Genomic DNA, 17,209 nt, shown 5'->3' on the forward strand with positions numbered 1-17,209 from the left:
TCCTACTTATAGATATTAGGACTGTTTAATAAAATAATCACCCGCCTTATTGTACCTGCACCTTCAAACTCAAGTGTTATTTCTACTGCCCTAGGTAGAAAAAATTGACTATTCCATTCACTCAACCATTTTCCTTCATGATAGATGCGTAAATGAAATCCTACAACGCCACTGATCATAGTAGCAACTTCTTGATTTGATATACTCATATCTTCTGATATATATTTAGATATCCTCTCTAATTTCTTATCCTTTAATCTATAGCCTAGAGTTTTTGATTGATAGTGGAAAAGTATTTCATCACTAATATTAGTAGCGCAGAATAAGTAGAGCCCAAAACCATCACTTTCCAACAACTTATCTCTTATATCAAGATAATCCTTGTGCTTATTATCAGAGAGTTCACGATGGATATTAATATGTGATATATCTTGATCTAGTCTATCAATTAAGTTTTCTAACTCACTAATCTGTTTTGTCTTTTTATTTATAGAAAGACTACTCTTAGTCACAATCATAAGAGCTTGATAAACAGTTAAACTCATCATCGTAAAAATGATTGTAGATATTAATATTTCTAGCAAGGTAAACCCCCCGCATGAGATTTTACTCATTAATAAAGTGATATCCTTTCAGCACAAAATCAGGGGTGATATTATCCTCTAGGCTACGAATTTCAACGATAATAGTTACAATGTCATCGTCTTGTAATTTAACTTCTTTAGATTGCCAATGCCATGATTTACCCATCATAAACTCTTCGCCACTTGACCAATTTTCCATCACCTCAATGTTCATGATTTTAATTTCAGACATAATATTCTCTGCCACCCAAGAGGATATTACTCTATTTTCCAAATTATCAACCATTCTCACTTGAGCACTAATAATATTCATTATACCAATACCAACAAGAGCAAATATTGCTAATGAGACCATAACCTCTAATAAAGTAAAACCTTTATACTTCAGCAAGTATCACCTGATTATTGATTCAATATTAAAAATGGCCAAGAGTCATTATCTATTTATTCAACTATTGACGATTCTAACCAATTATTAATATCGTCTTCAGTTCCTGCAACTCGATCTGGCCCAAAGGAGAATATATCTATCTCTCCATGCTTCCCGGGATTACTCAACTGATATGAGTTTCCCCATGGGTCTTGCGGTAATCTACGAATGTACCCATTCAGAGGATAATTTCTCGGGGTAGGTAATTCTGTTGGTTTGAGAGCCAATGAGTCGATACCTTGCTGTTCTGTGGGATAATGACCATTATCCAATTTGTACATGTCTAACGCATTTTCTAGCGCGGCAATATCACTGAGGGTTTTTTGCCGATCAGCTCTATTTTTATTGGACATCAGACTAGGAATTGTTAGGCTAGCAAGTAAGCCTAATATTATGATAACAATCATAATCTCTAATAATGTAAAACCACCTATTTTTATATTATTCATAAAATCCTGTTGATAAAAGTCAGATTGTTAAACTACTGATTTGTAGTATTGGCTCAAAAACCGCCAAAACAATAATAAATATGAGAGCAGCCATGAACATCATTATCATTGGCTCCAATAATGTTATAAAAATATTTACCTGATTAACAAGTTCTTCCTCTTGAATAATAGTCACTTTTTCCAACATAAAATCCAATTTCCCGCTACGTTCACCTGACGAGATAATATGTAAAGTCATAGGTGAAAATACTTTGCTTGAGGCAAGTGATGAGGATAGTGTATCCCCTTCACTGACCAGCCTAGTCGAATTGACTAACTGTTTTTTAATATGATAGTTAGTTAAAACTTCATTGCTAATTTTCATTGCAGGGATTAACCCAATGCCGTTAGACGTTAAAATAGTTAATGTTTTTAAATAGCGAGATATATTTACTCTAAGGATAGCCTTTCCTAACACTGGAACTTTCAAATAATTTCGCTCAAAAAAAGCCCTTACCAACTTTATCTTCAATATTCGAAGCAATCCAACCAAGAGGATTAAAGTTATTATGCTTATTAGTAATATATTATTTTTCAAAAAAAAACTGACAGTCATAATAACTCTAGTCGATAGTGGCAACACTTGATTATCAAATGAAAAACTCTCTATTATGTTCGGTATTACAACAGACAAAAGTATGATTATGACACCTACAGATATAAAGATTAAAATTGCAGGGTAGATAAGTGCCTGAACTATCTTTTTTTGTAACCGCTGTGTCTGTTCAATGTGTTCTGCGAGTTGTGATAGCACAATACCTAGATGACCTGATAACTCACCCGCAGCAATCATAGATCTATATAATGAATTAAAAACCCGCGGAAAATATGAGAGTGAATCAGATAATGAGTACCCCTCAACAACCTTTTTTCTTACATTGTGAATCACAGCATTTACATGCTTCTTCTTACTTTGTCTCTCAATTATATTTAGCGTCTCATCTAGTGGTATGCCAGAATTGACTAATATGGACATTTGCCTGGTAACTAATACCAAATCAGAGTTATTAACTGTTTTAAGATATCTTATTACCCTTGATTTATGGCTTACGTGCCTAGTTTTAAGACTGAGTAGATTGATTTTTCTTTGGTAGAGAAGATGCCTAGCTGCCTGAATATTTTCAGCTTCAATATTACCTTTGATTTTCACCCCATTATTGCCTATCGCAACATATCTAAAGAGAGTCATGTTTATCCTCTAAACCAATCTTTATCACCTCCTCGATTGTTGTTAAGCCAGCAATAATTTTATCTACTCCATCTTGCTCAATACTACGCATTGTTCTCTGAGCCATACTTGCCAAATCGAATTCGCTCGAACTTTTATAAATTCCTTCGCGTAGGTTTTTATCTACTAAAAGGAGTTCATGTAAAGCTATTCGTCCGCGGTAACCTGTGGCGTTACATTTACTGCACCCCATAGCACGATATGCAGATTGTCTCATCGTCAGCGGATAATTTATCCCCAACTCCTTCAGCATCTCTTGTGTAAATAAATACTCTTGCCGGCACTCAAAACATAGTTTACGGATCAAACGCTGAGATAAGACAGCTAATAATGAACTTGCCAGCATAAATGGTTCAATCCCCATGTCCTTAAGCCTGGTTACCGCACCTACTGCACTGTTAGCATGTAATGTTGATAAAACCAAGTGGCCAGTTAACGAAGCTTGTACTGCTATTTGAGCCGTCTCTACGTCTCGTATTTCCCCAATAAGAATAACATCAGGATCTTGTCTCAGTATTGCCCTTAGGCTGCGGGAGAAGGTCATGCCAATCTTTGAGTTGACTTGTGTCTGTGAGATTCTATCGATATCAAATTCAATAGGGTCCTCTACCGTCATGATATTTCTTTCATGTGAATTTATTCCCATTAAGGCCGCGTAGAGAGTGGTGCTTTTCCCTGCCCCCGTTGGACCGACAATTAACACGATTCCATGGGGTTTAAGCACAAGTTTGCTCATAGCATCACAGTTTATTTGCGACATTCCCAGAGACTGTAAATCCAGCTTAATGCTGCTTTTATCCAGTAATCTCATGACGACTCGTTCACCATGATTTGACGGTAATACGGAGACTCGCACATCTAGAGCCCGTCCTGCTAAATTAAGTGCAATGCGCCCATCTTGTGGAGCTCGTTTTTCTGCAATATCTAGTTTTGCCATAACTTTAATTCGCGAAACTAATAATAGCGCAACACCTTTCTGTAGCTCTAATATATTCCTTAATACTCCGTCAATACGAAACCTTATGATCAGTTTTTTTTCGAAAGATTCGATATGAATATCTGAAGCCAACTCTTTAATTGCTTCTGCTAATATCGTATTGATTAACCTAATAACAGGGGCCTCATTGCTAGTATCCAATAAGTCTTCACTATCTGGTAGATCACCTGAAAAAGAATAACTATCTATCTCCTCACTAATTGCATTGATTATTTTATGTGATTGCATTGAGCTATTCTGATATATATCCACCAGGTTAGCATCAAAATCATCATCAGTAACAAAATCAAGCTTTACCGCTTGATTGGCGACTCTGTTTCCTTCAAGTATTGCCTCAAGCGAGGATGAATGGCGGCAAATTATTTTATAACCTTGATCTAATGGTAATAAGATAACACCATTATCTCTTGACCAGATAAAATTTAATAATGGTGATTCTGTTTTTTTCTGTGTCATAGTATCGTCTCAACAACATCATAAAAACTCATAATATCTTTTTTAAGCTCACTATAATTATCATTCTTAACTTCATTTACTAAAACATTATGAGAGAAGTTGTTGTCGTTAATAACATGTCCATGATAACTTCTATCCTTATATTCATCTCTTTTTTCTGTTGTCACTACGCTATAGTCACTTGTTTCTCTTAATATTGTTGGTCTAATAAATAAAATAAGATTGCTTTTATCGACCTTCTCTTTACTCTGCCTGAATAATCCACCAATAAGTGGAATATCTCCCAGTAGTGGTATTTTATTAACTGATTTGCTTAATTTCTCATCTAATAGTCCACCGACCACAACGGTTTCACCACTTTTTACTAAAACTGCATTATTAATGGCTCTTTTGTTAAAAATGAAACCTAAGTTGTTGGTGTTAGTATTAGAGCTGTCAGCCACACTCGATACTTCTTGCCTGATTTCAAGTAGAACTGAATCACCTTTATTGATCTGTGGTTTGACTTTCAGCATAATACCAACAGATTGTCTTGAGATTGAATTATATACCTTATCTGTCGCTGTTGTTTGTGTCGATGTCAGTACTGGGACCTCCTGCCCTACGTTAAACTCAGCCTCCATATTATCTAATGTGACAATACTTGGTGTAGCAAGAATATTGTTATTTGAATTAGTTGCGAGTGCAGTAAATAACCCGTCCCAATTCCCTTTGTAAAAACCAGCGGTTAACCCTGCTACAACCATTGGCACAGGGTGTTCACTATTGATTCTAGTATTTCCGGAGCTAGAAAGAAGATTGGCTCCTCCAGCAAACTTATTAGCCCATTGAATACCAAGATTTAGACCCTCAGCATTTTGCGTCTCAACGATAATGGCTTCAACTAACACCTGCGCACGTCTAACATCTAGTTTTTCGATAACAGAAGTAAGCTCTTTCAGCATTCTTGGCTCTGCTGTAATAACTAAAGCATTAGTCTGATCATATGCCTTAATAGCAACATTTCCACTCAAACCCTTACCTACAATATTTGTTTTTTTATCACTCAGAAAGCCTTGGCTAACCCCATTTAACACATCCAATAGCTTGGATGCTTGGGCATATTTCATATAAATAACTTTTGTATTCCCATAACTATTTTCTTGACGATCAAGATCCTTTATCATTTTAATTATTTTTTTCCTGATATTACTATCGCCACTCACTAATACTGAATTGGTTCTATCATCAGCAACGGCTTTTCCTATATTTAATGTCTCTTTCTTACTGATATTGAGTGGAATTATTAATTCATTGACCAGTTTAGCAACCTCAGCAGCAACTGCATGGCTTAGTTTATAGAGTTCGACCTTAGCATCTCCTGCTTGGTCGAATGTACTAATAATTGAGTGTAGATGGTTTACTACAGCGGCACGACCAGTAATTAATATTGCATTTGAAGGATCGTAATGAATAATGCTACCGAATTCAGCGTTATCATTTAGCTGGCGTAACAGTGGAACCAGGTTCTTTGCAGAGATATGTTTAAGTGGAAAGACTCGATTAATAAGTTCATCACCATGAGTTTCTTCATTTTCCTTTAACATGGGAACAACCGAACCTTTAGCGCGTTTTGAGGGTATTACTTTCAAGATATTATTGGGCATCTCCACTACTGTGTACCCGTATACATCAAGTACATTCAGGAAGAATTGATAGTACTCTTCTTCATCTAATGACATATAGCTGCGGACGCTGACTGACCCTTGGACTTTTGGATCAATAATTATCGTCTTATTCATATTTTTACTGACTGTATTAATAACTTCTTTTATATCTGTATCGACGAATGAAACAGAAAATTTAGCACTGCAATTCTCAATTGAGAAAAATAGGAATATAACTAAAAATAATATTATTAGCTTCACTTTCAATAAGTTGGTTGGAAGACATTTTAAGTTTTCTGTATCTTTATCATTAGAAATAGTGTACATGTCATAAAAAAAGGACATAAACTTCCCCTTACGTATTAGCTTAGGGTGTACTTATTATCGTAGGATTAATGAGTAATTAAGTTTTTTTTCATTAATTATAATTTTATCCTTAAGTATTTTTACTATAGTAATGCCGTCACCTATTTCATCATGAATGAAATGGCTTGCTTGCCTTCCTTCAAACTCTAATACAGCAATGGATTTAGCTTCATCTGTATGTTCAAGAACACCGACAAGCCTGATTCTTCCACTATAAATTGGATAGTTGGAAATATCCTCAGCAACATAAGCAGTATTATTCAATTCATTATCTATATGAACTTTACTAAATAGCTTAAGTTTTTTTAATTCCTCTATCATCTTAATGCTATCATTTGTTCTTTCATCGATACCATCGTAGCCTTCATATAAGACTGGAATAGGATTTTCGCTATAATTTATCACTGTATAATATACAGCGATGAGTTGATATAATATAATTATTATTATAGCTACGATAATAATATGTATTTTTTTATTTCTCAAGATTTGGCTGGGTGCTATTTCTATCCTTTTGAAAAATGATAACACCCGAACCTCTTATTCATAATGAAGTAAACATAGAAAGTAGCACTTACGTGTATCTTCTGCTAATAGCCCACAAACCTATCACTCATCTTATTGGAGGCCATGGCTTTTAATATCCCAGAATCGAGCCTGAGACCATACCTATTTATAGTTTTAACGATTCCATCAGGTATACCTGCACTTTTCAAGTGAGCCCTGAATTTGTGTATTAATTGGTGATAATTATTATCAGATATGCTTTTATGGTTTTCATACCATACGACTTTTATAATATCTTGCTTGCGATTGACATCATTAAACAAGCACATGACCAATCTCTTTTGCTTTTCATTAATATCCACAGTTAATTTTTTAGTATGGAAGTGGATCTTGTTCATACAACAATCCAGTGATATCTCTTTTTCATAATCAATCACTCCTTTCCCATTGATATCAATGAATTTACTACCCGAAACAACAGAGACTGTATCAACATACATAGATAACCCCTTCAAACATATTCACTCAGTTAATAAAAACCAATCACACCTCAGATGTGATAAAGGAATAAGTGATTATTATTACTTTCACTTAATGAATAAAACAAATTAAATTATATATTTTAATTATATCTAATATAAATAAATTTATTATATAATAGTTTCACATATAAATATTTATATATAAGCAAAGAGATCTATTGGTGGCTAATTAGAAACCGACAACCAAAGAGCAATTCATTATTAATGTGAATAGCTTGCACTGATAACATAAGGCATGTAAATGCAAGCTTCATCCTTGTTCTTAACATTTAAGATTCATTTTATTCATCCATAAAAGCACAGGTAATCACCGAAGTTAAAATACAATAATGATGGAAAATTTCAAGGGGAATATCTTTTAATAATCTCAGAAACGTCGTTCGCTAAAAAATACATTAATAACATTTATATGTGCTCATCGCATACTGACTTCTAAGCTACTTTAGTTTTATATAGCTCATGTAATCACTAATGAATTCAGGTCTCACTCTTGCCATAGAGTCTGATTTACCTGACAGGCTATTGTTAGTTTTGTTTTAGTCATATAAACACAGATTTAAATTTCCACCAAGCATAAACAAGCAATAAATAAGATAGGGGGATAGATAAAGTAGTGTTATCTAATCACGTAATTATCACTCATCCCTTTGAGTCAATATCAAGGAATACAGGGTATAACAGAATATACTGCATTAGAAACTTAACAGCACCGCCGTTTAAATTGTACATACTGCTGACTATTTAAATTTTGACTTTTTTCCAATACTCTAATAATTTTACTATTTTTACATATCTCATCAGTAGTGTGCTTCATATTATTTTTCACAACTGTATCAACATATTTTTCATGTTATATAACAACCACGAATAACAGCTAAAAAGAATTAGCCATTTATTAACGCAATACGGCTAAGTATTATAAACCGCTATTGAGATCTTTATGGTGAGCTCTCATCCATTGGGCCAATGAATCCAGTGTGGGCTGCAATGTTTTACCCAGCGGAGTAATTTCATACTCAACCCGTGGCGGGACTTCAGCATAGACTTTGCGATTGACCAAGCCACGTTGCTCGAAAGCACGTAGTTGCCGGGTTAGCTCTTTTTGGGTAATAGGCGTAATCGCCCGTTGTAGCTCTCCAAAACGAATCGGCGCTGCTGTCACAATCAAGCGATAGAGAATGGGAATTGCCCATTTTCCGGCGATAAGTTCGACAAATTGCACCATCGGGCACCTTTCCTCGACTATCTCACTTTCAGTCATCAATTTATTTTTAGCTGTTAATGGCTTATGGGTCGTCATTGCGTTCCTGTTTCATCCTTAGTATCTAATTGGTACCTACTATACTTTAGATACTTTTATATTAAAAATGGTCTTCTACTGCTCTTAATTAGAAGGCCAGCCATGAATCGTTTAAGTAATAAATATGCGTTGATTACTGGGGGAACCAGCGGTATCGGGCTGGAAACCGCTCGCCAATTCCTCGCCGAGGGGGCAACAGTCGCGATCACAGGAAGAAATGTCGCAGCGTTGCAGGCAGCCCGTGTGGAACTGGGGGATCGCGTTCTGCTGCTAAATAGTGACGCCAGTAATATTACCGACCAATATCAGTTAGCGGCAACGCTAGCAGAAGCTTGGCCACGTCTGGATATCGTCTATATCAATGCTGGTGATGTTACTCACAATCCAATTGAGAAATGGGATGAGTCAAGTTTTGACCGGGTACTCTCAACCAATCTGAAAGGCCCTTTTTTCCTGCTGCAATCACTATTACCACTGCTGGCTAATCCTGCGTCAGTGATTCTTTGTGGCTCAGCCAGCGTCCATATCGGTTTACCGCAAAGTAGTGTTTATGCCGCCAGTAAGGCAGGATTACTCTCTCTGGCGCGGACTTTGTCTGGCGAATGGGCCGAAAGAGGGATTCGGGTTAATGGCCTAAGCCCCGGCCCGACACAGACACCGGCGCTGCAAAAATTGGGGCTATCAGGCGACGAGCAAGAAAAACTGGCCGAGCAGATACGCCAACTGGTGCCGATCAAGCGCATGGGAACCTCAATCGAGCTTGCCCATGCGGCGGTTTTTCTTGCCTCAGATGAGTCCAGCTTTGTCGTTGGGACCGAATTACGGGTTGATGGCGGCGTCAGCAGCCTTTAAAGCATTGCACCATTGGCTAATGCTAATATCGGGTTAGCTAAACTCTGCGCACCAACCCGTTTTAGGTCACCTCAAGATGTTTGCAAAAAGCGATCAAGCTGCCTGCGCAGTTGATCGTTTTCTTTCTTTAACTGCTCAACTCTCTCAAGTAGCGTTAGGGTCACCGCCACACCGGACCAGTCCAGATCCAGCTCATTTTGCAGACGTTGGGCGCGTTTCAGGCTGCTCAATGCCTCAGCATCAAAAACCCAGACAGGATCTGCGGGTTCTAGCGGCACAATCACGCCCAATCCGACCACCTCGACCAGCTCTTCCTGCATAATGCCCGTTGACTGGCACAGCTCAGTCACAGTGTAGGTGATTTCTATTTCAGCCATAATCTGTTACTCCCACCCAGTACGAGGATTAAACGCTGCCTGCTCTGACAATTGTTGCCAAAGCGCCCGCGTTTTCTCGTCTGGCTTCGGTGGCATCACCACCTTGAGGATCGCATACAAATCGCCAGTCTGTTTTTTGCTCACCAAACCTTTGCCTTTGATGCGTAATCGTTGACCACTTTGGCTACCCGCCGGGATCGTTAAGCTGATTTTACCGGTCAGAGTCGGCACCTCGACGCTAGCCCCCAATGCCGCTTCCCATGGGGCTAACGGCACGACAATTTGTAAATTCTGACCATCAACATCAAATTGCGGATGCGGCGCAAGGCGAATAATTAGGAATAAGTCGCCATTGGCTCCCCCCGCAAAACCTGGTGCGCCCTGCCCTTTAAGACGAATGCGTTCACCATCACCCACACCAGCAGGAATTTTCACTTTCAGGGTCTTAGTGGTGTCCGGGCCCGGAAAGCCTGAAGCATCGACAGTCGGGATCTTGTAAGAGATTGAGCGCGTCTGCTCCGCCAGTGTTTCCTCTAAAAAGAGTGGCAATTCCATCTCAAGATCTTGGCCCCGAACGCCATGAGATGCTCGGTGAGACGAGTGGTGAGCTGAAGCGCCACGGTTGGCAAAGAAGGACTCGAAGAAATCCGAAAAGTCCCCCCCACCGGCACTGCTGTGCCACTGTTGACCACCGGAATGATAGGCGGCTTGCTGCTGATTAAAGCGAGGATCGTCACGATGCAGCCTTAATTCGTCATATTCAGCGCGCCGTTCAGCATCTTTCAGTACTTCGTAAGCCTCTGCAACTTCCTTAAACTTACTTTCAGCATCGGGTTCATCGCTGACATCAGGGTGGTATTTGCGCGCCAGCTTACGATAGGCTGTTTTAATCTCTTTCAGCGAAGCTGTGGGCTCTAAGCCCATCACGGCATAATAGTCTTTAAATTCCATGCGGCAATATCCTTAAATTCAATGTGCTATAAGTTATCCCCATTTGACTTATATAAAACCTGTTTGTGCCTATTTCAACTGTTGAAAACCCTAAATGAAACAAATCTAAACTATAGCGGCAATGGCTTGTTCGTGGGTTTTATATTGTCATTCTGACCATTGGCCGCATAAGCATTACAAATCATATAACTGATCTGATGGCTTATTTGCGGCGGACATCGTCCTTTTATGATTGACCTGCTTCACCGAGGAGCGAACCACTAATCGCCCCTGCAATAAGGTATTACTGAAGGGGGCATCTGGGCGTAATAAGCGTCGTTGCAGTAGTTGGATGGCCTCGGCCCCCAACTCGTCGCGAGGAACATGCACCGCAGTGAGCGGAACCTCATGAATCTCAGCCAGATTAAAGCCATCCATGCTCATCACCGATAGGCTATCAGGTACACTTATTTTCAATTTATTCAGTGCATTAACGGCCCCTACCGCCATATAGTCGCCACCGGCTAGAATGGCAGTAGGCCACAGGCGTTTATCCTCACACCCCGTCATAAAGTCAGTGACCGCCTGTTCAGCCTCTTCCGCACCAAAACCATGGGTGGTGATCAGATGTTGGCTATCATCAAAACTCATATTATGGCTGGCGAACGCCTCTTTAATCCCCACTAACCGCAGTTCCATGGTATTGCGGCGTAAGCATTGCAATGTGAGGATTTGGCGATGCCCTTGTTGAATCAAATAGTTGGCAGAGAACTCACCAATCAATTGATGGTCTGGCGACACACTATCCAATGACATCTCTTTGTCACGGCAATTCACCAGCACCGAAGGTTTATGTACCCCCGCCGCTAAGGTATGGATACGTGGATCATCAATACCAATGATGATTGCAGCCTCGGTCTGCGGATTGGTCATTTTCTCCAGAAACAGCGAGATATCACTTTGCGTTTCCGATAATCCGCAGTAGCGAATCATGACTTCATGTTGGCTGACGGCTTCGGTAATACCTTGGATGACTTTGTAGTAGAAAATGTCGGTACGCACATCGAAAGCCCGGTGCGGCGCAAAGACCATAATGTTATTGAGCATTAATCGCCCGCTGGATAAATTCTGCAAAATCCCCTGAGATTGCGCATACGCCATCACCTGCTTTTTTGCTTTCGCACTGGTGTTGGCTTTACCAGCTAATACTCTGGATACCGTGCTAATTGAAAGGCCCGTTTGATTGGCTATTTCTTGTATTTTTAGCTTTCCATTCATTTTGTGATCTCTCTCAAATTAGCAAATGAAAAAACTTTCATAGCCGGTAAATGCTTTATTCAGGCCATCACAGAATATAAATGCTGAAATATTATCCAGCTTATGAAAATTCTTTCAAAAAAACGCATATTAATGCCAATTTAAGCTAGCTACCTTGTTTTGGTAAACCAATTTTAAAAACTTATCAGTCCGGTTTGTTTTGATGAAATATAAAAATACGTTAAAAAACAATTAAGTATATTTTATTGGCCGATTTAATGTGAACAATGTCACATTAAAACTCAGCGAAATCTTAATAACCGAAAATGGATCATACCAAAACAATTCGTTGGCCCGGTTAATATGCTACCGGCTAACAGCAGGAGGCTGGGATGAGTGTTGAGATTAATCAATCCGCTAAAGTTATCGGGCGGCGGAAAATAAAGTCACTACGCTGGTGGATGCTGGCACTATTTCTACTTGGGGTCACGGTTAACTATATTACCCGTAACTCTCTGGGCATACTCGCCCCCGAACTGAAAACCAGCCTGAATATGACCACGGAGCAATATTCATGGATCGTGGCCTCTTTTCAGCTGGCTTATACTGTTTTCCAACCGCTGTGTGGCTGGCTCATTGACGTCATCGGCTTAAAGATGGGGTTCCTGATTTGTGCCAGTGTTTGGGCTGTGGTGTGCATGATGCATGCTGGCGCTGGGACGTGGTTCCAGCTAGCGGTGTTGCGCTTCTTTATGGGCAGTGCCGAAGCGGCGGCAACACCGGCAAACGCCAAAGCAATTTCTGACTGGTTCCCGAAGAAAGAGCGGCCAATTGCGGCCGGTTGGGCAGGCGTCGGCTTCTCTATTGGCGCAATGTTAGCCCCACCCATTATTGTATTGGCGCATGTGGCACTCGGCTGGCAAGGGGCGTTTTTATTCTCCGGTGCTTTAGCCATGATTTGGGTGCTGCTGTGGTGGCGCTTCTACCATTCGCCAGATACCCATCCAAATCTGAGCAAAGAAGAGTTTGAACTAATTCATCAGGACAATGAACCCGTGCTGCCACGGCTGCCATTCCTGAAATCATTAGCTATTCTGAGCAAAAATAAGAAATTTTACGGCATTGCGATCCCGGCCTTTCTGGCGGAACCCGCCTGGGCCGTATTTAGCTTCTGGGTGCCACTTTACTTAGCCACCGAGCGCGGGATGGATCTAAAACAGATCGCCATGTTCGCTTGGCTCCCCTTCTTGGCCGCAGATATCGGCAGTGTTGCCAGTGGTTATTTAACTCGATTATATCAGAAGTGGTTTGGCTTCAGCCGCATCAACTCCGTGGTTGCCAGCTCGGTCACTGGTGCTTTTATGATGGTTTCACTGGCGTTTGTGGCTATCACCAAAGACCCTTATCTGGCGATTGCGCTAATCTCCATTGGCGGCTTCGGGCATCAGGTTATCTCTTGCATGCTTAGCGCATTAGTGGTTGATTCTTTTGATAAAAATCAAGTTGCGACCGTCAATGGCCTACGGGGATCGTCCGCGTGGATCGCCAGCTTCCTGTTTACCTTACTCATTGGCGCAGTTTCCGACACCATCGGTTTTAACCCGCTGTTTATCGCCATGGGCTTTTTCGATTTGATTGGTGCCGTATTCCTGATTGCGCTGTTTGCTGAGCGCCGTAATAAGGCGCAACCGGCAACCTAATCCTATCCCCTAATTCTGTTCGCAACAGTGCCGCTGCGCTGTTGCTCAAAAAAGATGAGCTGTGATGAAAACATTAAAAAACTGGCAGTTAATAAATGAATTCCCCGACCATTTAGAATTACGGGTCGATGACCGTCATATATTTTGTCTGTATGTGTTAGAGCAAAACCTCTGTCGCGTACTGATTAAACGTAATGGCGAACTGGCACTGAATCGCACATGGAGCATTGCACCGCAAGGGGATGTGCCGTGGTCGGGACGTGACCGATTGAGTCTGGCGGGTTTCTCAGTGCCAGGCTATCAGTTGGAGCACCATGAGCAGCAGCTGATAGTGACCACTGAATGCTTAAGGGTCACGATTCACCAGCCTTTGCATCTGGCGTGGGAATACAAAAATTCGCAGGGTGAATGGCAGCCACTGGCCGCCGATCGGCCCACCAGCGCCTATCTGCTCAGCCCGCAAGGCGAAGCGATTGCTCACTATCAGCGCCGCTACCCCAATGAACAATATTATGGACTGGGTGAGAAAGCCGGTGATCTTAACCGTGCAGGCCGTCGCTTTGAAATGCGCAATTTAGATGCCATGGGTTATAACGCCGCCAGCACTGACCCGCTCTACAAGCACATTCCTTTTACCATCACCCGCCGTGATGATGTCAGTTTTGGCCTGTTTTATGACAACCTCAGCAGCTGTTGGCTGGATTTAGGTAACGAAATCGATAACTATCATCTGGCTTATCGCCGTTATCAGGCCGAAGCGGGTGATCTTGATTACTACCTGTTCCTCGGCCCAAAAGTGCTGGATGTCACCAAAGCCTTTGTCCGCCTGACCGGTAAGACCCAATTTGGCCCGAAATGGAGCCTCGGCTACAGTGGCTCCACCATGCATTACACCGATGCTCCTGACGCGCAGGTGCAATTGCAAAAGTTTATTGCACTGTGTCAGCAGCATGATATTCCCTGTGATTCTTTCCAGCTCTCATCTGGCTATACCTCAATCAAAAACAAGCGCTATGTCTTTAACTGGAATTACGACAAAGTGCCGCAGCCAAAGGTAATGAGTCAGGCTTTCCTGCAAGCAGGTATCAAGCTGGCGGCCAATATCAAACCTTGTTTGTTGCAGGATCATCCAAAATATCAGCAAGTTGCTGAACGTGGGTTGTTTATCCGTGACGGCGAAACCGGGCTGCCTGAGCGCTCTTCATTTTGGGATGACGAGGGCTCTCACCTTGATTTTACCAACCCCGCAACTGTGGATTGGTGGCAGGAGAATGTGACCAAACAGCTGCTGGAGATGGGGATAGGTTCGACCTGGAATGATAATAACGAATACGAAGTGTGGGATGGCGAAGCACAATGCCATGGGTTTGGTGAATCAATTGCCATCAAACATATCAGGCCAGTAATGCCTTTACTGATGATGCGCGCCTCAATGGAGGCTCAACAAGCATTCGCACCAGATATGCGCCCCTATCTGATATCACGATCTGGCTGTGCGGGCATGCAGCGCTACGCCCAGACCTGGAGTGGCGACAATCGCACCAACTGGCAGACACTGCGCTATAACATCCGTATGGGCCTGGGAATGAGCCTGTCAGGGTTGTACAACCTGGGCCACGATGTGGGCGGTTTCTCTGGCGATAAACCGGAAGCAGAGTTATTTATTCGCTGGGTACAAAACGGCGTGATGCATCCACGCTTTACCATTCACTCATGGAATGACGATAACACGGTAAACGAGCCTTGGATGTACCCTGCGGCTACCCCGATGATTCGCGATGCCATGGTATTACGTTATCGACTGTTGCCCTATTTCTATACGCTGCAATGGCAGGCGACCCATGATGACGAACCGATGTTGCGCCCCACTTTCCTCGATCATGAGCACGATGGCGGCACGTTCAAGGAAAATGACGACTTTATGTTGGGCCGCGATTTGCTGGTTGCCAGTGTCGTAGAGGCGGGGCAACGCCAACGTCTGGTCTATCTGCCTGATAATAATGTCGGCTGGTACTGTTTCCACTCAGGGCAATGGTACAGCGGCGGGCAGACAATCACTTTAGATGCGCCACTCGAGCGTTTGCCGCTACTGGTGCGAGCAGGTGCCGCGCTGCCGCTGTCACGGCGCATTGCTTTTGTGAATGCCAAACTGGACTCTCAACGCGAGCTAGCACTCTATCCGACCAAAGGAGCGGGGCAATCTAGCGGGATGTTGTTTGAAGATGACGGCGAAAGCCACCGCTGGCAGCAAGGCCATGCACTATGGCTGAGCTGGCAGGTGACGACCGATAATCACCGAATTGATATCATCTTTAGCCGCACTGGGAGCTATCAACCCGCATGGCATGAATTGACGGTTAACCTGCCAATGGATGAGTATCGCGAGTTAGTGATCAACGGCGTGACTGGTCATACATTGCAGTTAAATCAGTTGACCTAATGCGTTGAAATCAGGCCCCAAAGCGGGTTCTTTGCCAGAACCCGTTTTTTTTTCACCTAATAGGCATACCTGGCTAACGCAACAATTTGAGTGCGCCAGTCAATGAGCGCACCCATTTTTCCGGCCCGACCAATCCCAAACCATCTAACGGCTCATCGGCAAGTGAACGTAGCGAAAACGCTGCCTCATAATCCTGAAAACTGTGCATCGAACGGGCAAATGCGGGAAAAGGTACAATCGCCCGATCGTGAGTCGCCGCCAATGCTTTCAGCAACACATCTCTTATCTGCGAAGCATTCGCCTGTAAAATAGGTACTGGCAATTTTGAACTCACATCAATCTCTTTGCCCTCCGAATCGGATAGCGCCGTCCCCGCCAGCTGTGGAAATTTTGCGGCTAAACCAATCCCCACTGCGCTGGTGGTATTGGCGATTAAACCCACAGGAAGTTCGGGATTAACGATAATTGCGATCCGCATTTGTTCTGTCACATCAGTGCCTTTTTACCGATAAGTTTGTGCAAAAGATCATATCTCTCCGCCACCGGTAAGTGCTTTCTTTTATCAGCCTCATTCGGCTAATATTGGTAACTTATACCCATACTTAATAATAATCAGGTAGAAAATGCCTTCATCACTGATAACACCGGCAGATATAAAAATATTAAGGCAATTGCAGCGTGCTGGCCGCATGACCAACCAAGAGCTGGCCGATAAAGTGGGTATGGCGACCTCCCCTTGCTGGCGACGGGTGAAGCAACTTGAAGAGAGTGGCGTCATTACGGGCTATCAGGCCAATATTGATCGACGAAAAATTGGCCTGGGAATTTTAGCCTTTATTCGAGTGAAAATTGATAGCCACAGCGAAGAGGAAGCCAAACTGTTTGAAATGCAGGTAAAAGCGTTAAAGCCGGTGATTGCTTGCTACGCTGTCGCGGGGGATGCGGATTTCTTGCTGCAAGTGGTGGCGGAAGATCTCGACAGTTTCTCCACCTTTGCGATGTCAGTTATTCGCCAGCTATCGGGGATTAAAGAGATGCAAACAACCTTCGTGTTGCGCGAAGTCAAACCGCTGGATCACTTGCCACTGGCGTAAACTCCCGCGGGTGCT

The 17,209-nt window shown here is 42.1% G+C and carries 17 protein-coding genes; 4 read left to right on the top strand and 13 right to left on the bottom strand.

Features of this window, described 5'->3' with window-relative positions; all coding sequences use genetic code 11:
* Positions 1-2: 2 nt before the first annotated feature.
* The 9 genes from gspJ to ACZ76_RS04980 form a co-directional block, all read right to left on the bottom strand.
* The gene (gene gspJ / locus ACZ76_RS04940) at positions 3-614 is read right to left on the bottom strand and encodes a type II secretion system minor pseudopilin GspJ (protein ID WP_048617339.1); all 612 of its coding nucleotides are present in this window, start codon (positions 612-614) and stop codon (positions 3-5) included.
* On the bottom strand, positions 607-975 hold the full coding sequence (gene gspI / locus ACZ76_RS04945) for a type II secretion system minor pseudopilin GspI (RefSeq protein ID WP_145516466.1): 369 nt from the start codon (positions 973-975) through the stop codon (positions 607-609). The genes gspJ and gspI overlap by 8 nt, the downstream gene beginning before the upstream one ends.
* Before the next feature lie 53 nt (positions 976-1,028).
* On the bottom strand, positions 1,029-1,463 hold the full coding sequence (gene gspG / locus ACZ76_RS04950; RefSeq protein ID WP_048617340.1) for a type II secretion system major pseudopilin GspG: 435 nt from the start codon (positions 1,461-1,463) through the stop codon (positions 1,029-1,031).
* A gap of 19 nt (positions 1,464-1,482) precedes the next feature.
* Positions 1,483-2,691, bottom strand: coding sequence for a type II secretion system F family protein (locus ACZ76_RS04955; RefSeq protein ID WP_048617343.1), 1,209 nt, complete (start codon positions 2,689-2,691; stop codon positions 1,483-1,485).
* Positions 2,678-4,183 (bottom strand): type II secretion system ATPase GspE, encoded by a 1,506-nt coding sequence (gene gspE / locus ACZ76_RS04960; RefSeq protein WP_048617345.1) that lies wholly within the window; start codon positions 4,181-4,183, stop codon positions 2,678-2,680. The genes ACZ76_RS04955 and gspE overlap by 14 nt, the downstream gene beginning before the upstream one ends.
* Entirely contained in the window at positions 4,180-6,156 is a 1,977-nt protein-coding gene (gene gspD / locus ACZ76_RS04965; protein ID WP_048620191.1) for a type II secretion system secretin GspD, read from the bottom strand. Before gspD ends, gspE begins: the two co-directional genes overlap by 4 nt.
* A gap of 54 nt (positions 6,157-6,210) precedes the next feature.
* Positions 6,211-6,726, bottom strand: a complete 516-nt coding sequence (locus tag ACZ76_RS04970; protein ID WP_048617347.1) for a type II secretion system protein N — start codon at positions 6,724-6,726, stop codon at positions 6,211-6,213.
* 59 nt (positions 6,727-6,785) lie between these two features.
* Positions 6,786-7,202, bottom strand: coding sequence for a winged helix-turn-helix domain-containing protein (locus ACZ76_RS04975; RefSeq protein WP_048617349.1), 417 nt, complete (start codon positions 7,200-7,202; stop codon positions 6,786-6,788).
* Positions 7,203-8,160: 958 nt separating this feature from the next.
* Entirely contained in the window at positions 8,161-8,544 is a 384-nt protein-coding gene (locus ACZ76_RS04980) for a winged helix-turn-helix transcriptional regulator (protein ID WP_048617351.1), read from the bottom strand.
* Between the two features lie 102 nt (positions 8,545-8,646).
* On the opposite strand from ACZ76_RS04980, the gene ACZ76_RS04985 reads away from it, so the two are divergent.
* Positions 8,647-9,396, top strand: a complete 750-nt coding sequence (locus ACZ76_RS04985; protein ID WP_048617353.1) for an SDR family oxidoreductase — start codon at positions 8,647-8,649, stop codon at positions 9,394-9,396.
* A gap of 71 nt (positions 9,397-9,467) precedes the next feature.
* Here the strand turns inward: ACZ76_RS04985 and cbpM are convergent, their stop codons facing one another.
* From cbpM to ACZ76_RS05000, 3 genes are all read right to left on the bottom strand, one after another.
* Positions 9,468-9,773: a chaperone modulator CbpM gene (gene cbpM / locus ACZ76_RS04990; RefSeq protein WP_048617355.1), complete on the bottom strand. Its 306-nt coding sequence runs from the start codon at positions 9,771-9,773 to the stop codon at positions 9,468-9,470.
* 6 nt (positions 9,774-9,779) lie between these two features.
* Positions 9,780-10,724 carry a curved DNA-binding protein gene (gene cbpA / locus ACZ76_RS04995; protein WP_048617357.1) on the bottom strand — a complete coding sequence of 315 codons (945 nt, stop codon included), beginning with the start codon at positions 10,722-10,724 and terminating at the stop codon, positions 9,780-9,782.
* Positions 10,725-10,898: 174 nt separating this feature from the next.
* Positions 10,899-11,981: a LacI family DNA-binding transcriptional regulator gene (locus ACZ76_RS05000; protein ID WP_048617359.1), complete on the bottom strand. Its 1,083-nt coding sequence runs from the start codon at positions 11,979-11,981 to the stop codon at positions 10,899-10,901.
* A 371-nt stretch (positions 11,982-12,352) separates the two neighbouring features.
* On the opposite strand from ACZ76_RS05000, the gene ACZ76_RS05005 reads away from it, so the two are divergent.
* Both ACZ76_RS05005 and ACZ76_RS05010 read left to right on the top strand, forming a co-directional pair.
* Complete coding sequence (locus ACZ76_RS05005) at positions 12,353-13,660, top strand: MFS transporter (protein WP_005272831.1); 1,308 nt, start codon at positions 12,353-12,355, stop codon at positions 13,658-13,660.
* 64 nt (positions 13,661-13,724) lie between these two features.
* Positions 13,725-16,100, top strand: a complete 2,376-nt coding sequence (locus ACZ76_RS05010; RefSeq protein ID WP_048617361.1) for a glycoside hydrolase family 31 protein — start codon at positions 13,725-13,727, stop codon at positions 16,098-16,100.
* A 73-nt stretch (positions 16,101-16,173) separates the two neighbouring features.
* Here the strand turns inward: ACZ76_RS05010 and ACZ76_RS05015 are convergent, their stop codons facing one another.
* Positions 16,174-16,578 (bottom strand): DUF2000 domain-containing protein, encoded by a 405-nt coding sequence (locus tag ACZ76_RS05015; RefSeq protein WP_048620192.1) that lies wholly within the window; start codon positions 16,576-16,578, stop codon positions 16,174-16,176.
* A gap of 145 nt (positions 16,579-16,723) precedes the next feature.
* Between ACZ76_RS05015 and ACZ76_RS05020 the strand changes: the two genes are divergently transcribed.
* Positions 16,724-17,194 carry an Lrp/AsnC family transcriptional regulator gene (locus ACZ76_RS05020; protein ID WP_048617363.1) on the top strand — a complete coding sequence of 157 codons (471 nt, stop codon included), beginning with the start codon at positions 16,724-16,726 and terminating at the stop codon, positions 17,192-17,194.
* Positions 17,195-17,209 lie beyond the last annotated feature (15 nt).

The organism is Yersinia aleksiciae (assembly GCF_001047675.1).
GTDB classification, from domain to species: Bacteria; Pseudomonadota; Gammaproteobacteria; order Enterobacterales; family Enterobacteriaceae; genus Yersinia; species Yersinia aleksiciae.